The sequence below is a fragment of the Dyadobacter sp. HNCC25DJ183 genome (assembly GCF_056895175.1).
In genome coordinates this window covers 287,626-302,789 of the sequence record NZ_JBXHAP010000001.1, presented here as the reverse complement: position 1 = coordinate 302,789, position 15,164 = coordinate 287,626, and the positions used below count along the sequence as shown (strand labels likewise).

Genomic DNA, 15,164 nt, shown 5'->3' with positions numbered 1-15,164 from the left:
ACGCCTATCTCAAATGTTTAGGAAGTGGAATCAATTTGCTGCTCTCATCAGGTACCGGTGCCTGGCGGAGGGTAGGTGTGGGGATCAGGCCAGACCATATCGCCAGATCCAGGTCCTCCGGTTCATCATTTGGCATACCAGTCCGCGTTTTAGCAGACGCTTCGGAAATAGAAAATGCCAATGCGGTTGTTTTGCGAACTTCCGAATCTGTCATCGGCCGTAGATACTCCCAAGAATCAGGGACTATTTTATTGGTAAGCCACTCAAATGCAGCTCTCTTCGTGTCAAGATCTTCCACTTTCTCCGCTTTTGAAAAAATGATCACCGACCGGTAATTCACAGAGTGGCTGAATGCAGATTTTGCAACTACCAGCGCGTCGGTCAGCATCACTGAAATGCAAACCGGAATGCCCTTTTCGATTTCCCTGATAAAATGACTTCCGACGGAACCGTGAATGTAAATTTTATCCTCATACCGGACGAATGCAGTGGGAATGGCGAAAGGTTTGTTGTCAACCACAAAGCTGATCGTACAGTATAGCGCTTCGTCGAGAATGGGATCAATCGTTGCGCGGTCGTAGCCGGCTTTTTTAGCCTGTCTGCTGGGAATGAGGTGGGATGGTATGTTGTTCATGATCTTGTTTTTCTTCAAAATTCCGACTTAATTGGACTTTTGGAAAGATCCAATATATAGAATTCAGGTAGTCCAATTTATGCAACCGCTTTCATCTCTTATTATCCCTGACAGATCCGGCAAGAGCCCGCTCTACCTGCAAATCGCCGGTCAACTCACTGCATTGATCCGCAACGGGACTTTGCAGCCGGGACACAGGCTGCTAAGTTCCCGGCAATTGGCGTCGCTTTTGCAAGTGCATCGCAGAACGATCGTGCAGGCCTATGACGAACTCCTGGCTCAAGGCTGGCTTGAAAGTCAAACCGGAAGTGGCACATTCGTCGCGCGCAGCTTGCCCGAAATGGCGCCTGAAAAACCTGCCAGGCCGGAACACGATAATAGCAATACTTCCCGAAAAGCCGGTTTTACCTTCCGAAAGCTGACACACCTGAACCGCGCTGTGTTAAAATCGGGCAGCCGCTTGCATTTGGATGATGGTTTTCCCGACGCGCGACTTGCCCCGGTAGAGGATCTTTCACGCGCTTACCGGAGCCAGCTGCTCCACGGAAATCCGTATGTGAGATTAGGTTATGGGGATACCAAAGGCTCAGCCTGGCTGCGGCAGGAGCTATCAATGCACCTCAATGAAACCCGCGGCTTAAAAACCAGTGCAGAAAACATCCTGATCACCCGTGGCGTCATTATGGGCATACATCTGGTGAGTACCGCATTGTTGCAGCCGGGAGACTGCGTGGCCGTGGATGCGCCCGGCTGGTTTGGGGCTAACATGAATTTTGTTCACGCTGGGGCGAGTGTTGTGCAGATCCCTGTTGATCAGTATGGGCTGGATGTGAAAGCATTGGAGATGCTTTGTGCCGAGAAGCCTGTCAGGTTGGTATACGTGACTTCCCACCACCACTATCCGACAACGGTAGCGCTTCGTGCCGATCGACGGATTGCCTTGTTGCAGTTATCCGCGAAATACCGGTTCGCCATTTTTGAAGATGATTACGATTACGATTTCCATTATTTGAGTAAACCCTTACTGCCGCTCGCGGGTGCGGATCAGCATGGGATGGTACTTTATTGCGGCTCGTTTACCAAAACAATCTCACCTGCATTCAGGGTGGGGTTTCTGGTGGGACCGGAGGATATTATTTCTGAATTAGCGCTGCTCAGGCGGATTGTTGACAGGCAAGGCGATCAGATGCTGGAAAATGCAATTGCTGAACTGATGCAGACGGGTGTTATACAAAGGCATTTAAGAAAGTCGGTGAGGATATACCGACAACGCCGCGATCATTTTACCGGATTATTGAAATCTGAGCTCGGTAACTACCTTCAATTTGACGTTCCTGATGGTGGAATGGCAGTTTGGGCAAAATTTCATCCCGCCATTGACTTACCCCATCTTGCCTCAAAAGCATTGCAGAAAGACCTGTATTTCTCTTCGGGTTTCAGCCAGTCCAAAGACTTCGCGAACATGGTCAGGCTGGGCTTTGCATCTTCCAACCTGAATGAATTGGAAGAAAGTGTCTCGATTATCAGGGATTTGTTGTGAGATTTGCAGGATCAATGCCGTGAGTTTATGTACCGTCAAATTGCCGCAAGTTATCGTACCGCATTTAGCGGGCTCAGCAGGGAAACCTGGCTATTAAGTGTCGTCATACTCGTCAATCGATGTGGGTATATGGCGGTTCCGTTTATGAGCATGTACATTACCCAGAGCCTGCACCGGAGCATCGCCGAGGCCGGGCTGGTCATTACTTTGTTTGGAGTAGGGTCGGTGTTGGGCGCCATGGCAGGCGGTTACCTTACAGATCAATGGGGTTTCAGGCCGGTGCAGATTTTCAGCCTGATCCTCAGCGGAGTCTTCTTTATTGTTTTTAGTCTGATTACCAGTTTTTTCTGGATCTGTGTGCTGGTAATAGTGCTCGCTTTTTTTGTGGAAGCCTTTAAACCAGCCAATAGTACCGCCATTGCGGCTTACTCGACCACCGCCAATCTTACCCGCTCTTATGCATTGAACCGCCTGGCAACCAACATTGGTTTTGGTTTCGGTACTTCAATGGGCGGCATTCTTGCTGCCATTAATTACCATTTACTATTCCAGGTTGACGGTATCGTGTATATGCTTGCCGGTGTGTTGATCATTATATTACTGCCAAAAGCGAAGATCAACCGGGAGGCGACGGTCAACGAAGCTGACGCGGTATTCGGGAAATCACCTTGGACCGACGGGTTCTTCCTGCGTTTCCTGATTATGGTAACCCTGTATATGGTTTGCTTTTCGCTTTTGTTCCGACTGGTACCTGTGTATTGGAAAGAACAAATGCACATTGGAGAGTCAACGATCGGGTTGCTGCTGGGAATGAACGGGTTAGTTATTGCATTGTTCGAAATGATCCTGATACAAAACCTGAGAGACCGGTGGTCGGATTCAGCTTACATTGTGGCCGGCGTGGTTTTCAGTGCATTGTCTTTCCTTGCGCTGGTCGTCCCATTTGTGTTGCCCGTGGTCCTTGCAGGAATCGCAGTTCTGCTGTTTACAATCGGCGAAATGCTTGCAATTCCTTACATCAGCACTTTTGTTATGAACCGCGCAAGCGAAATGAGCAGGGGAAAGTATTCCGCTGCTTACTCTGTGGCACAGGCTGTGGCTCAAATCATAGGTCCCGCGCTGGGCGGCTATGTCGCTGCAATGTGGGGTTACCAGGTACTTTGGCTTGCGCTGATAGTAGTTAATGCTACCTGCGCGCTGGGATTCAAGATGTTATTCCAAAGAACTGTCCGGCTCAGCTGACTCAGGCTCTTCCGTTTCAGAAGGCTTCAATGCTTTAATCTGATCTGTCAGGTTTTTAATGCGCTCGTCTTCAAGTTCCAGTGCTTTCCGCTGCAACTCAATGAGGTCATCTTTTTTGAGCATCACATAATTTTCCCTGGGCTCTTCAAACATAGGTGCTTCGCCCACGAGCTGGGCGACAGTGGCTTTGAGGACTTCTGCCAATTTGATCAACTCTTTAAGAGAAGGGTCACTCTTGCCGGTTTCCCAATGTGAGATAGTTTGCTTGTCCTTCCTGTCAATTTTCTCTGCCAGCAGATCCTGGCTCCATCCCATTAGTTTGCGGTATTTTCTAATTCTCTGACCAACTATTGACATTTTCTTAACTTAAAGTATACGAATACTTGACTTTGTAATAAGAAATATATACTTTTGTATATACCGTTTTTAGTAATGCGGAAATTACAAAATTAACACACACAACTTCACATCAAATGAGCGAACTGCAGACACGAGTTTCCGAGTATGGTGGATTGTCCATCAAAGAGCGCCTTTTAATACGTTTTGTAAAATCAAGGAACATTGTCGGGAAGAACTGGCGCGGCGTACTTGCGGCGCATGATCCTTTCTTTAACACGAAGCTGGGAGGCGACTATCTGACGTCCGTCGCGCAGGCGGTGTCCGACAGTAGCCGCGGTAATGTTGACCGCATCGAGCGCGTCACACTGGCGCTTGAAAAAGCGGCGGGTATCCGGTCTGTGCCGATTGTCTGATTCCTTGTAAAAAGGCGTTTGATTGCTGCCGGTGCATTTGACTCCGGCAGCATTCTTAAATTTTCCTGCCCTGGATCCTGAAAGCATTCAGGATTGCAAGTAGCGCCACGCCAACATCTGCGAACACAGCTTCCCAAAGGGTGGCAATGCCGCCTGCGCCCATGATCATGACGGCGAGTTTGACGCCCATTGCCAGCGTAATATTCTGGTACACAATACTGCGTGTCACCTTTCCCGCCCTGATCGCCGAGACGATCCTGGAAGGCTGATCATTCTGGATCACAATGTCTGCGGTTTCAATCGCAGCATCGGACCCAAGCGCGCCCATGGCGATTCCCGCATCAGCCAATGCGATCACGGGAGCATCGTTGACGCCGTCGCCTACGAATGCAATGCGTCGGCCTTCTGCTTTCAGCTGCTCAACTACCCGTACCTTGTCTTCAGGCAGTAATCCGCCGTAGCTTTTGGCTATATTCAGCCGGCTGGCCGTACTGGTAACTACCGCCTGCTTATCGCCCGAAAGCATAATGGTTTCAATGCCCATTTTGGCGAGCTCACTCACAGTAGCGGCTGCATCCTCCTTGATCTCGTCAGCAATAATAAAATGCCCGGCATAGGTGCCGTCAACTGCCACCGCTACAATGGTCTCAGGGATATCCGAAAGTGACGGGGGAAAGGTGACAGAGAATTTTTCTAATAATCGAAGGTTGCCGGCAAGTACCTGCTTTTGGTTTACAACTCCTTTTAACCCAAGCCCCGACAACTCTTCTACTTGCGCGGGTTTGTCCAGACGCTGTTCCGCTGCAAAGGTAACTACTGCTTTGGCGACGGGATGCGTGGAGTAGCTTTCAAGCGAGGCGGCCAGTTGAACAAAATCGGCCTCATACATTGTGGTTTGCACTTGCTGGACCTGAAATACACCTTTGGTAAGGGTACCCGTTTTGTCTGAGACCACCGTATCGATTTTCGTCATCACATCCAGGAAATTGGCGCCTTTTACAAGGATACCATTTCGCGAAGCCAGACCGATCCCGCCGAAGTATCCAAGCGGAATGGACACAGTCAATGCGCAGGGACAGGCTATCACCAGAAAAACCATCCCGCGGTACAGCCATTGATCAAAGTTGTAATCCGGTGTGAAAAGATAGGGGACAAAGATGATCAGTACAGCCAGCAGGAATACGATCGGAGTATAGATCTTAGCCAGTTTGCTGATCATCAATTGAGTAGGTGCTTTTCTAGCAGTTGCATCCTGCACCATTTCCAGGATTCGTGACAATTTGGAGTCTTTAAAAAGCGCAGTAACCTCAACTTCAACTGCTTTTTCGGTATTGATCATGCCGGCAAGCACCGGCTTACCCGACGTAATTACATCCGGTCGCGGCTCCCCGGTCAATGCGGCGGTATTAAAAACGCCTGATTCGGAGAGCAATCTTCCGTCCAAAGCTACTTTTTCGCCGGCTTTCACCAGAATTGACTCGCCAATGCGGACCTGGCCGGGTGTGGTCTGTACATTTTCCAGATTTCTGATCACCGTAACCGAATCAGGGCGGATATCAAGTAGTGCTTTAATGGAGTTTTTCGACCTGCTGACAGCGAGGTCCTGAAAGAGCTCGCCAATCTCGTAAAAGATCATTACCGCCACACCTTCGCTGAACTCGCCAATGTAAAACGCGCCCAGTGTAGCGATGGTCATCAATGTAAACTCATTGAAAAAGTCGCCCCGCATTACCCTTCGTCCGGCTGTGAGGATGGTCTTGTTTCCTGCGAGCAGGTAGGCGATCAGCATCAATGCGATTTCTACCGGGCGTATAATTTCAATCTTAAAAATGAATGTGGCGGACAGCGTACCGAGCAGTATTGCCAGGCTGAGCCAGAGCATCCAGCGACTTTGCAGCAATCCCGTATCACCGCTATCTCCGTGATCGTGGCCATCGTGATCGTGATCGTGACTGTGTTCGTGTAATTTTTTGTGTTGATGTGCGTTCGGCCCTGAGCAGCAATCATCTGCCTCGGTTTGTGCCTTATTTTTATTCTCTAATTCCATTGGTTACTCGTTGTTTGATTTCCAAAGATAGGGTTGAAAGGCGTGCAACAGGGTTTCAGGTGCTGAAAATCAAGTAATTGCAATGTTGTTGCAGGCTAATGCAACCGTTAGATCAGCCTTGGAGTCCTACGTTTGATAATCGGCATTTGATCCATTGTGAATTTGCTTTGGAAAGATGTAAGTTTACTAAGGCAGGACAGAACACACGTTTGCATGCAGCTTAAATTCTCTTTTATATACGTACTTATCATCGCCTCGCTTTTTGGCGGTTGCAGCAAACGAGCGGCGGTTTTGGACTTAAATGATGTGAGGATGTTTAACCCGGAAAGCGCAGATCAGATACTCTTTCTTGAATTTCTGGTCAGTCAGCCGGAGAAGGGGAGTCTGGAACAGATCAGTCTGGTGAGCTCTGTGTCAGGAACAGGAAAATTGAAGAACCGGCGCCGTTCGGCGGAGTACCCTTATCAGATACAGGTTGTTCCCAGGTACCGGACTAGCGCATTTGAGTTTCCGATGATTTTTGAGCATCCGCTTTTTCGAGAAGTGGAAGTGCCTGATCCCTCCGGAACGATCACGCGTAAGAAGCAATTTGCGTCGGAAGGTTCATTTACCATGCGCATGCAAGCCGATCCTAATATCGAAAAGTTAGATTTTTATAGCGTAAAACCAGGACAGCAACCAGTCAAGATTTATACACTTAATTTGAAACAATGAAAAGAACCTTTACCACACTATTATTTACCCTGCTTTTATCCCGGGTTTTCGGGCAAACTTTCCCCGTCGATACCTTATACAAATCGGGGCCGGTCGACAATCGTATTAATGTTGTTATACTAGGTGACGGTTTTACGAAAGAGCAGCTGCCAAAGTTCAACGAGGAGGCGCGTAAATTTGCCGAGTTTTTTCTCGATTATGCGCCCTATAATAAGTACCGGAACTACTTCAATTTTTTCTCCATTCCAACGCCCTCAGAAGAAAGCGGGGTGACGAACCCGGGTACTGCGCCCGATGCTTACCCGGACCAGCCGGTCACACAGAAGAAAACATTCTACGGCGGTACATTCGGATCCTCAATACACCGGCTGGTCACTGTTAATTACGGCGTCGCATTCAATGTACTTGCCGCCAACTTTCCTACTTACGACCTGACGGTAATGCTGGTAAATACAGAGTTTTACGGCGGCTCGGGCGGTTCCATTGCGGTACATACATTGAACCAAAGCGCCAATACCATCGGTGCGCATGAAATCGGACACACATTTGCTGCATTAAATGACGAGTATTGGGCCGGCCCGCAATATGGAAGGGAAGCGCCGAATATGACAGCTGTAACCGATCGCTCCCGGGTGAAATGGAAAAACTGGCTTGATATACCCGGGATAGGGATTTATAAGCACGGGGAAGACGGCCCTGCTGCCACCTGGCATAAGCCCTCGAATGCGACCTGTTTAATGGAATACCTGAACCAGCAGTTTTGTGTCGTGTGCCGCGAAGCGACAACTGAAACGATCCTGTCGCTGGTCAATCCGGTTGAGAAAATAGAGCCAGGCAATGCATCGGAATACCTGGTTACAGAGCCAGCCAAATTCAGACTCGGCTTGCTGAAACCTGCGCCCAATTCGTTGCATGTTGAATGGGACCTGGACGGAAAGAAAATCGCTGCGGGCGTCGATGAAATTACACTCGCGCCTTCTGACCTGCCTGCTACTGGGAAATTGACAGCCTCCGTTTTTGACTCCACGCACATGAGCAGATCGGAAGAGCTAGCGGAGCAGCGCGTGAGGAAGATCGAATGGAACCTGAATTCCAATTCACCGGCCATATTGAAGATCAATGCAAGTGACGACAGCTTGTGCGTGGGTGGATTTGTAACGCTTACTGCCTCCGGCTGCCCGGGTGAAGTAAGCTGGTCAACCGACGATACTGCCAATTCGATCCGGATCCAGCCGGACAAAACAGCGTCCTACACAGCATCCTGCGTGGCCACCGACCAGAAAGCAAGTATTACGATCACCGTTCTGCCGCTCCCGGTGATTGAGGTGACAAATAATGGTCCCTATCTCGAAGGAAGTACCGTTGTCCTGAATGCGACAGGTGCGAGTAACTACACCTGGAAAGGGCCACGTGAATTCACCGCGACCGGTGCAGAGATTACCATTCCACTGGCGATCAAGGAACATTCAGGGAAGTACTCGGTGAAAGGAACTGATGTTTGCGGTTGTTCAGCCAGCGCAGAGACGGACTTACTGGTCGAGCGGCTGTTAGCGGTAGGAAATGATCCGGAAGAATGGGTCCGTGTTTCGCCTAATCCAGCCAGTGACTTTATCAAGGTTGCAACGAATATCTCCGGGAAATCGACCCTTACCCTTCTGGATCTCTCAGGTAAGATTATCCGTACAAAAACTTTCACGCGGGAAACTGAATTAAAGCTGCCGGTTCAGGCTGGTGTGTATTTGTATAAGGTTACGAATGGCGAGCGAGAGTTTTCGGGTAAGCTGGCTGTCCAGTAAAAACAAAAAAGTCTCCGGGAGGAGACTTTTTATGAATGCTAGTCGGTAAGTGATTTAGGCTTCCGTCCCACCTTTGTGCGGTTGCGGATTTTGTCTGGCCGCGGACGGATCTCTTTATCCTGAAAATACAGCTTTAAAGATTCAAGGATGATGTCTTTTTGCGTAAGCCCTTCCCAGTACCCGTAATCCTTCATGTTTTCCATGAGAATGTAGTCACAATCGAATGTAACTTTGGTTGGCGCTCCCTCAATCACCTCGGTGGGTTTGTTTGGCTCTTCCTGGACATCAGCTACCAGCGGAAGTGGCGCAAAATCAAATTTCCTCTCTTTTGCCATAAGTGTCAGTTATTAATTCGTTCGAGTATTTCTTTAGTTAGCTTGTAATAATCTTCTGCGCCATTACTGTCGGGCGCGTAATCGAATATCGTTGTGCCGTTTGCCTGAGCCTCAGACAGGGCTATGTTATCGCGAATGTACGAATCCATAAATACTTCACCAAGTTGCTCCCTGGTCGCATTGATCAGTTCGTGGCTGATCTTCTTGCGGATCTTCGGGTTGTAACGCGTTGCGAAAACTCCGCCAAGGTTTGTACTCGGACTTATTTTTTTGATCTCGGCAGAGTAAACCAGGAAGTTTCTCAAACCCTCGTAACTTAAAAACTCAGCCTGCAGCGGAACATAATACTGGTGGCAGGAAACAAGCGCCAGCCTCGTGTTACCATACAGGGCAGGAGGGCAGTCGATGATCACGAAATCGTACAACTCTTTTACTTTTTCCAATGCAATTTTCAGGTTGAATGGAAAAACGGGTGCCGACCTGATCGTGTCCTCACGGTGGATCATTTCTGCCGATCCGGGCAATACATCAATGTCGCCAACACGCTTAACAATCTCGTCAAATTCATATTCACCGGTGATGAACGAGCCACTGTCTTTCTTCAAGCCGGCGTGTTGAATGCCGAAGCTTTTTGTAAGACTCGCTTGTGCATCCAGGTCAATAACCAGCACTCTTGCATTCGCAAATTTGCTGAGACCGGCAGCAATGCTCTGAGCAGACGTAGTTTTTCCCACACCACCCTTGTTGTTGACAATACTGATGATTTTCATTTAAAAAGTATTATTAGTATAAAATGATTGTCGTTTATTTCACATCGGATACGTAAATAAACGTAAAATAATTTTACTACTAATCTGAATGAATAAAATGCTTCAAAAGTTTTTGTCTTTGTAAATGTATAAATCTTTTTAAAAGATTGAAAAGTATAAAAAGAATTTATTTTGAAGATCCTGGATTGCTGAGTACAATTCACTGAAAAAGAATGCGCTAGATCCAAATAGTTTTTACATAAAAAATCCACCAGCTGGCTATTGATGTTCCGTTAACTGGAAAAACAATGTCGCCGAGCTGGTGGACTGTTTGCTAAAAGCTAAATGGCTGATCCCGGTGCAGCAGTAGGCTGTACTTTGTGGGTAACGTACTTATGAATACGATACATCAAAAAAGCGGTAACAACGATGGCGAATACAACCACATTTCCGAGCAAAGGGTAATTTTCAATAAAGCCGGTGCTGCTTTCGTGCACGATGAACCCGGCGATCAGGGAAGCAATCCCGCCTGAAATTTGCTGCACCGAGGAGTTGATCCCCATGAAAGCGCCCCGGTCTTGCTGCTCGGGAACAGCACTCATCAGCGCCGAGGCGGAGATCATCCGGCCTGTGATACCAACAAAAAGCAGAATGTTCAATATGATAATAATCCAAAGTGGGGTAACTCCAAGATTGCAATAAATGAGTGTCATCACGCACGCAATGGCGGAGCCCCAGAGGAACACTTTGTACTTCCCGATCTTGTCACTCAGCTTCCCGATCAGTGGACTGAATGCAAGCATGCACAAGCCGGTCACCATATATAATGTAGGAAGCTGCGCCTCCTGAATGCCAAGGTTGTTAACTCCGTAAGCAGTGCCGAAAGGCATCAGCATAAAGCCGCCGGTGGCGAGCAGGGTAGTGGCAGCGAAAGCCTGCAGGTAGGAAGGTTTCGCCAAAGTTTTACCCAAATGCTGGAATGCATTCGTCTTCGCTTGCAACTTCAAATGCGCATTGATCGGCTTCATATAAAATACGACCAGCACACCAACGATAATGCTCAGCCCGACGATCATCAGGAATGGCGCATGCCAGCTGTACTCTTTTGCGAGATACAATCCGATTGGAATTCCCAGAACCTGGCTGCTCGCAAATGCCATTTGAACAAACCCCATCACGCGACCACGGACCTGTATTGGGAAAAGATCGGTTATAATCGCGAAGCCGATCGAGCCGATTACTCCGCCGAAAAGTCCGGTGAAAATCCTTGCGGCCAACAAAAAATGGTAAGTAGGTGCAATGCCGCAGAAGAAAGTCCCGATCACAAATCCCGTATAAAAGAAGAGGAGCAACTTTTTCCGGTCAAATTTGTCGGCAAAGCCCGCTGTAATCAGGCCCGCCGCTCCCGCACTGAATGCATAAGCCGAAACAACCAGCCCGAACTGGCTGGTTGTAATCGAGAGTTTTTCCAAAAGAATGTAGCCCAGCGGCGACAGTACCATGAAATCCAGTACAACCGTGAACTGTAAGAAGGCCAGCAATGCGATAATAAATTTCTCATAGCCGGTGAAAGTCGGCTTTTTTTGTTCTGTCATGTATCAATTCGATTAGTCTGTTAACTCTTCACATGCGTAACCGGCCTGTTGCAGAAGCGCGATAACCGGCGCACATTCCGGCTGCGTGGCCTCAATCCTGAGCACATTATCAATGTCTCCCAGGTCTATATTCCACTTGATAATACTGGTATGTCCGTCCAGCAGCGGCGATATCGATTTAACATGCCGCTTGTTTTTGACATTCGTCCTGAAAACGAGGACGTATTCTTCTTTGTAAACGTGGTGGCTCATAGCTAAGTAGTTGTTTCGGGATGATCCTGAGTGCTTCTAAGGTTGGGGCTTCAAAGCTTTCAGTACCAGTCCGAGTGTCTGGTTTACTTTTTCTTCATCGAAAATAAAAGGCGGCCTGCCGGGCATGCTGGACTTCGCGATATGGAACTTAACCAGCTGATACAAAGGGGCGAATGCAACCGACCAGTAAATCTCAACGGGAAGCGGCACAATTTCCTTGCGCTCAATCGCCTTATGTACGAACCTTCCCATTGCCTCAGTAAATCGGGTACCTACATTGGAGCGGCTGACCAGCGGAGAGTGGCGCAACTGTTCTATAAACGTGTGGCTGAAAGGATTTTCCAGACAGTAATGCATCCGGTTGAGCCATTGTACCCTTAATCCTTCATCAAAATGCGATTCGGGATCAAAGTTCTTTAATGTTGCGTCGAACATCTTGTTGGTTTCGTCGGTGTAAAGCTGTTGGATCAGATCCTCGCGGTCGTGAAAATAAATGTAAATAGTGGCCACAGATACACCCGCCGCCCTGGCCAGCTTATGCATGCTCAAACCATCAAAACCATAATTTACGATCATTTCGACCGCTTTTTGCCTGATCAGTGCTTCTTTATTGACGTCTCTTGTTCTCAATTCCTGTACATGTTTTCATGAGGCAAATATAAATGAACGTTCGTTTATTTAAGAGTTTTAAAATGCATTGTTTTCAATATTTCCCGACTGAATATCAGGCTGGTACCAGGCTAGTAACTATGAAATTTTCAATGGCTTTTTTGTTGTATCCTTTGTATCCACCCTGAAAATCCCTGCCCGCCACAGCAATAAAATCGGCCATTCGCTGCGAGTTGAGCTGAGCCAGCAACTGTTCATGATCGCCGTCGTACTTGATGAAGTAGCCGGAATACACGGTAACATCCGGATTTTCGTACAGCACAAAATTCGGCTTCTTGTTCATCGGAGAAAAAATGATCTTTTTCCCAAATGAGCTGTCCAAACCCTGCGAGCGGCCGAATGCATACCAGGCAACAGGATTGGGCTTTCCATTATCACGACGATCGAGCGCGGATTTTACTTTAAGAAAATAGGAGAAAGTTTTCGGGAATTGCGTTTGCAGCGTTTCTTCGTTGATAATCTGCTGTTTTCCTGATTCATTTTTCTGATATGGAAAAAGAATGTACTCGGTAACAGGATCTGTTGCGGCTTTCAGTTTGGAGCCTTTGATAACCGGTTTGAGAAGCGCTTTTTCGAGGTATGCGAATTCGCCGTTTTTGTTTTTTGCATACACAATCCCGTCATTTTCCTCCAAAATAGAGAACAGGTAGTACGCGTCTGCCAGCGTCGTAAGTCCGACTGAAATCTTGCAGATATCACCCAATTTCCTTCCTTCCCGCACTTCGGCAGCAGATACGGACAACTGCCAAGGGTCAGTCAGTTCTGCAAATGCAATGCGCCTGGAAGCGTATGAGAAGTCAGTGGAAGTGCATTTTTCAAAGGTAAAATCCGTAGCCTGTTTCTTGCCAAAAACGGTTATTGCAGCGTAAGTAGAAGCATTTTCAAATACACTGATCCCGGCGAAATTGGTAATGTGAATCAAGTTTTGCTGTTCCTGAAAATAGGAGCGGAGTGGCCTGCCGGTTTCTGAAATAAAAAAGGAATTGGGCGTTATGAAGCCGCATATGCCATTTTTCGACAGGAGCGTGGCAGCGAGCTCAAAGAATGCGACGTAGGCGTCGGTGGACCCTGAGCGGCAGAATGCGTAATGATCTTTGATATAAGTACGCTGCTGTTGTTCCAGGTGCTGTATCCGGATGTACGGCGGATTGCCAACGATAAAATCAAACCGCTGCTTCTTACCCTTCTGTGTCAATGCATTACGCACTGATAAGTTCCAGGCAATGGAAATGCCAAGTGGTTCCAGTAATGCGTTCAGGTTAGTTTTGCAGGCTGCAATTGCAAGTGGATCGATGTCCCAGCCATGGATTTGCCGGAGTCTTTCCGGAAGCAGCTCAGGAGGTGTAGTTGCGATGATATGGGCGGCGATCGGGACCAGGAAACGGCCGTCTCCGCAGGCGGGGTCCAGGATTGATGCCGATGTTAAATCTGCCTGATAGAACCCGCACAATCCAAGAATCTTCTCGACAATATGTGCTGGTGTGTAAACTTGCCCAAGGAGCTTTTTTTTCTGGTAAGTGCGTGACTGTGATGCCATTGACGAGAATAAAATCCTGGTAAGTTTCCCAGCTGACAGGTTTTGGGACAGAATGTGCTTAAAACTACTTATTTCAAAGCGCAAATCCGAAAGCCTTTCAATGATCTGATGTAGGCGGTTGGTGTCACCGGGGAAATTTCGCTGAACAGGATTTCGTAAGTGTCCTCGTTGAATGTAAATGCAGTTCCGTCAGCCCTGACGCGCCTGGTAGCAGCGGCATAAAACCTGCCGATCTCTCCGATTTGCAGCGCCGACTTATCGATAAACCCGAGCAAGGAAGCGACGGTGCCGGCTGTTTCAGATTGGTGAAATGAAATGCAGAAGTAATGCGTCGTTTTTGAACCCGGCTTGTTCAGCTGAGAAGAAGGAATGTTGAGCACATAGTCCCCCGCGAGATTCCCCGCCCGGCGCTTCATGGACTTCACATCAACTGCAAAGTCCATCAGGTCCGACCTAATCAGAAAATCCTGTCCCCAATCCTGCCCATCGACCGCTCCGAAAGACCGGGTGGGGCGGGGCAGATGAAAAGAATCGGCAAAAACGATTTCGCCAAGCGTGCCCGTGAAGCGGAGCATCCTTGTGCTGGCGGGTAACGCCTGTGCTTTGTCCCAAATATTAGAAACACGATGGTGCGCCAGCGAATGCTCCACCAGCTTGCGGGCTGCAAGCTTCTGTTCAGCCCTTACGGAGATTTGGATATATGTACCGGATTTCAGAACAGTTTGCTCCATGCAAATCTAATAGCCAGCAAAGTGAGTACAAAGCCTATCAAAATCACAGAGAACGGAACGTAAGTCCATGCTACTAAGTGCAATCGGTCGAAAAACCACATCAAACCAATAAGCGCAGCAATGAGCGTGAGAAATCCGGAAATTTTGCCAAAACCGGGTATTAATGCAAAAGGTATCTTGCGCTTGATCAGCATTAGTGTCAGCGCGAGCGAAATGATCGGCAGGAATTGCAAAATGATGTTGGCCTGCCAGATACTCTGTCTTTCAAAGAGAAAAAGGTAGATATTCAGCGTAAATGCGAAAATCCCGGGGATACTAACCGCATATACCAGCACCGCATACACATAACTCCAGAACTGAACATCGCGGCTCCCATTTGCCAACTCACCAACCAACCAGGCGAGGACCGGCATTAAAGCAAAAAAGGCCACAGCAGGCCAGGGATTTGAGGAAATGTATTGAAATAGTTGTGTTAGCGTCATCTTTTTTGTTCGTCTGGTAGGGGTAGTTAGAGGAGGATGGAGGAAGGGGAGGAAGGGAGGAAGGGGAAGAAGGGGACTAAGGATAAAGG

General features: G+C 48.1%; 16 protein-coding genes. 5 read left to right on the top strand and 11 right to left on the bottom strand.

The annotated features are described in order from the left end of the window. Positions 1–4 precede the first annotated feature (4 nt). The gene (locus AC1XTG_RS01180) at positions 5–634 is read right to left on the bottom strand and encodes a pyridoxamine 5'-phosphate oxidase family protein (RefSeq protein WP_484840680.1); all 630 of its coding nucleotides are present in this window, start codon (positions 632–634) and stop codon (positions 5–7) included. A 79-nt stretch (positions 635–713) separates the two neighbouring features. On the opposite strand from AC1XTG_RS01180, the gene pdxR reads away from it, so the two are divergent. Together pdxR and AC1XTG_RS01170 are read left to right on the top strand one after the other, a co-directional pair. Further along, positions 714–2,174: a MocR-like pyridoxine biosynthesis transcription factor PdxR gene (pdxR, locus tag AC1XTG_RS01175; protein ID WP_484840679.1), complete on the top strand. Its 1,461-nt coding sequence runs from the start codon at positions 714–716 to the stop codon at positions 2,172–2,174. Positions 2,175–2,201: 27 nt separating this feature from the next. Beyond that, complete coding sequence (locus tag AC1XTG_RS01170) at positions 2,202–3,416, top strand: MFS transporter (RefSeq protein ID WP_484840678.1); 1,215 nt, start codon at positions 2,202–2,204, stop codon at positions 3,414–3,416. On the opposite strand, the gene AC1XTG_RS01165 is transcribed toward AC1XTG_RS01170, so the two are convergent. Further along, the gene (locus AC1XTG_RS01165) at positions 3,387–3,773 is read right to left on the bottom strand and encodes a helix-turn-helix domain-containing protein (RefSeq protein WP_484840677.1); all 387 of its coding nucleotides are present in this window, start codon (positions 3,771–3,773) and stop codon (positions 3,387–3,389) included. The two genes, AC1XTG_RS01170 and AC1XTG_RS01165, sit on opposite strands and share 30 nt — an antisense overlap. A 116-nt stretch (positions 3,774–3,889) precedes the next feature. Between AC1XTG_RS01165 and AC1XTG_RS01160 the strand changes: the two genes are divergently transcribed. Continuing rightward, complete coding sequence (locus AC1XTG_RS01160; protein WP_056287840.1) at positions 3,890–4,168, top strand: hypothetical protein; 279 nt, start codon at positions 3,890–3,892, stop codon at positions 4,166–4,168. A 55-nt stretch (positions 4,169–4,223) separates the two neighbouring features. Here the strand turns inward: AC1XTG_RS01160 and AC1XTG_RS01155 are convergent, their stop codons facing one another. Beyond that, positions 4,224–6,215, bottom strand: a complete 1,992-nt coding sequence (locus AC1XTG_RS01155) for a heavy metal translocating P-type ATPase (RefSeq protein ID WP_484840676.1) — start codon at positions 6,213–6,215, stop codon at positions 4,224–4,226. Positions 6,216–6,428: 213 nt separating this feature from the next. Here AC1XTG_RS01155 and AC1XTG_RS01150 point away from each other — a divergent pair, with 213 nt between their 5' ends. Then, complete coding sequence (locus AC1XTG_RS01150; protein WP_484840675.1) at positions 6,429–6,929, top strand: hypothetical protein; 501 nt, start codon at positions 6,429–6,431, stop codon at positions 6,927–6,929. Next, positions 6,926–8,725: a M64 family metallopeptidase gene (locus tag AC1XTG_RS01145; protein ID WP_484840674.1), complete on the top strand. Its 1,800-nt coding sequence runs from the start codon at positions 6,926–6,928 to the stop codon at positions 8,723–8,725. The genes AC1XTG_RS01150 and AC1XTG_RS01145 overlap by 4 nt, the downstream gene beginning before the upstream one ends. A gap of 38 nt (positions 8,726–8,763) precedes the next feature. On the opposite strand, the gene AC1XTG_RS01140 is transcribed toward AC1XTG_RS01145, so the two are convergent. From AC1XTG_RS01140 to AC1XTG_RS01105, 8 genes are all read right to left on the bottom strand, one after another. Continuing rightward, positions 8,764–9,060: a hypothetical protein gene (locus tag AC1XTG_RS01140; protein ID WP_031528004.1), complete on the bottom strand. Its 297-nt coding sequence runs from the start codon at positions 9,058–9,060 to the stop codon at positions 8,764–8,766. A gap of 5 nt (positions 9,061–9,065) precedes the next feature. Then, positions 9,066–9,830, bottom strand: coding sequence for a ParA family protein (locus tag AC1XTG_RS01135; protein WP_031528003.1), 765 nt, complete (start codon positions 9,828–9,830; stop codon positions 9,066–9,068). 320 nt (positions 9,831–10,150) lie between these two features. Continuing rightward, entirely contained in the window at positions 10,151–11,404 is a 1,254-nt protein-coding gene (locus AC1XTG_RS01130) for an MFS transporter (RefSeq protein WP_056287848.1), read from the bottom strand. 12 nt (positions 11,405–11,416) lie between these two features. Beyond that, positions 11,417–11,656 carry a hypothetical protein gene (locus tag AC1XTG_RS01125; RefSeq protein ID WP_056287849.1) on the bottom strand — a complete coding sequence of 80 codons (240 nt, stop codon included), beginning with the start codon at positions 11,654–11,656 and terminating at the stop codon, positions 11,417–11,419. Positions 11,657–11,692: 36 nt separating this feature from the next. After that, positions 11,693–12,286 (bottom strand): TetR/AcrR family transcriptional regulator, encoded by a 594-nt coding sequence (locus tag AC1XTG_RS01120; protein ID WP_056287851.1) that lies wholly within the window; start codon positions 12,284–12,286, stop codon positions 11,693–11,695. A 94-nt stretch (positions 12,287–12,380) separates the two neighbouring features. After that, a complete protein-coding gene (locus AC1XTG_RS01115) occupies positions 12,381–13,862 on the bottom strand; it encodes an HsdM family class I SAM-dependent methyltransferase (RefSeq protein WP_484840673.1) in 1,482 nt (493 codons plus the stop codon). A 68-nt stretch (positions 13,863–13,930) separates the two neighbouring features. Next, the gene (locus AC1XTG_RS01110; protein ID WP_484840672.1) at positions 13,931–14,593 is read right to left on the bottom strand and encodes a hypothetical protein; all 663 of its coding nucleotides are present in this window, start codon (positions 14,591–14,593) and stop codon (positions 13,931–13,933) included. Beyond that, the gene (locus AC1XTG_RS01105) at positions 14,575–15,075 is read right to left on the bottom strand and encodes a hypothetical protein (RefSeq protein ID WP_484840671.1); all 501 of its coding nucleotides are present in this window, start codon (positions 15,073–15,075) and stop codon (positions 14,575–14,577) included. The genes AC1XTG_RS01110 and AC1XTG_RS01105 overlap by 19 nt, the downstream gene beginning before the upstream one ends. Positions 15,076–15,164: the final 89 nt, after the last annotated feature.

Coding starts and splice junctions, on each gene's coding strand:
- AC1XTG_RS01145 (WP_484840674.1), top strand. CDS start 6,926: ATGAAAAGAACCTTTACCACACTATTATTTACCCTGCTTTTATCCCGG.
- AC1XTG_RS01105 (WP_484840671.1), bottom strand. CDS start 15,075: ATGACGCTAACACAACTATTTCAATACATTTCCTCAAATCCCTGGCCT.
- AC1XTG_RS01135 (WP_031528003.1), bottom strand. CDS start 9,830: ATGAAAATCATCAGTATTGTCAACAACAAGGGTGGTGTGGGAAAAACT.
- AC1XTG_RS01125 (WP_056287849.1), bottom strand. CDS start 11,656: ATGAGCCACCACGTTTACAAAGAAGAATACGTCCTCGTTTTCAGGACG.
- pdxR (WP_484840679.1), top strand. CDS start 714: ATGCAACCGCTTTCATCTCTTATTATCCCTGACAGATCCGGCAAGAGC.
- AC1XTG_RS01130 (WP_056287848.1), bottom strand. CDS start 11,404: ATGACAGAACAAAAAAAGCCGACTTTCACCGGCTATGAGAAATTTATT.
- AC1XTG_RS01140 (WP_031528004.1), bottom strand. CDS start 9,060: ATGGCAAAAGAGAGGAAATTTGATTTTGCGCCACTTCCGCTGGTAGCT.
- AC1XTG_RS01180 (WP_484840680.1), bottom strand. CDS start 634: ATGAACAACATACCATCCCACCTCATTCCCAGCAGACAGGCTAAAAAA.
- AC1XTG_RS01150 (WP_484840675.1), top strand. CDS start 6,429: ATGCAGCTTAAATTCTCTTTTATATACGTACTTATCATCGCCTCGCTT.
- AC1XTG_RS01155 (WP_484840676.1), bottom strand. CDS start 6,215: ATGGAATTAGAGAATAAAAATAAGGCACAAACCGAGGCAGATGATTGC.
- AC1XTG_RS01110 (WP_484840672.1), bottom strand. CDS start 14,593: ATGGAGCAAACTGTTCTGAAATCCGGTACATATATCCAAATCTCCGTA.
- AC1XTG_RS01160 (WP_056287840.1), top strand. CDS start 3,890: ATGAGCGAACTGCAGACACGAGTTTCCGAGTATGGTGGATTGTCCATC.
- AC1XTG_RS01115 (WP_484840673.1), bottom strand. CDS start 13,862: ATGGCATCACAGTCACGCACTTACCAGAAAAAAAAGCTCCTTGGGCAA.
- AC1XTG_RS01165 (WP_484840677.1), bottom strand. CDS start 3,773: ATGTCAATAGTTGGTCAGAGAATTAGAAAATACCGCAAACTAATGGGA.
- AC1XTG_RS01170 (WP_484840678.1), top strand. CDS start 2,202: ATGTACCGTCAAATTGCCGCAAGTTATCGTACCGCATTTAGCGGGCTC.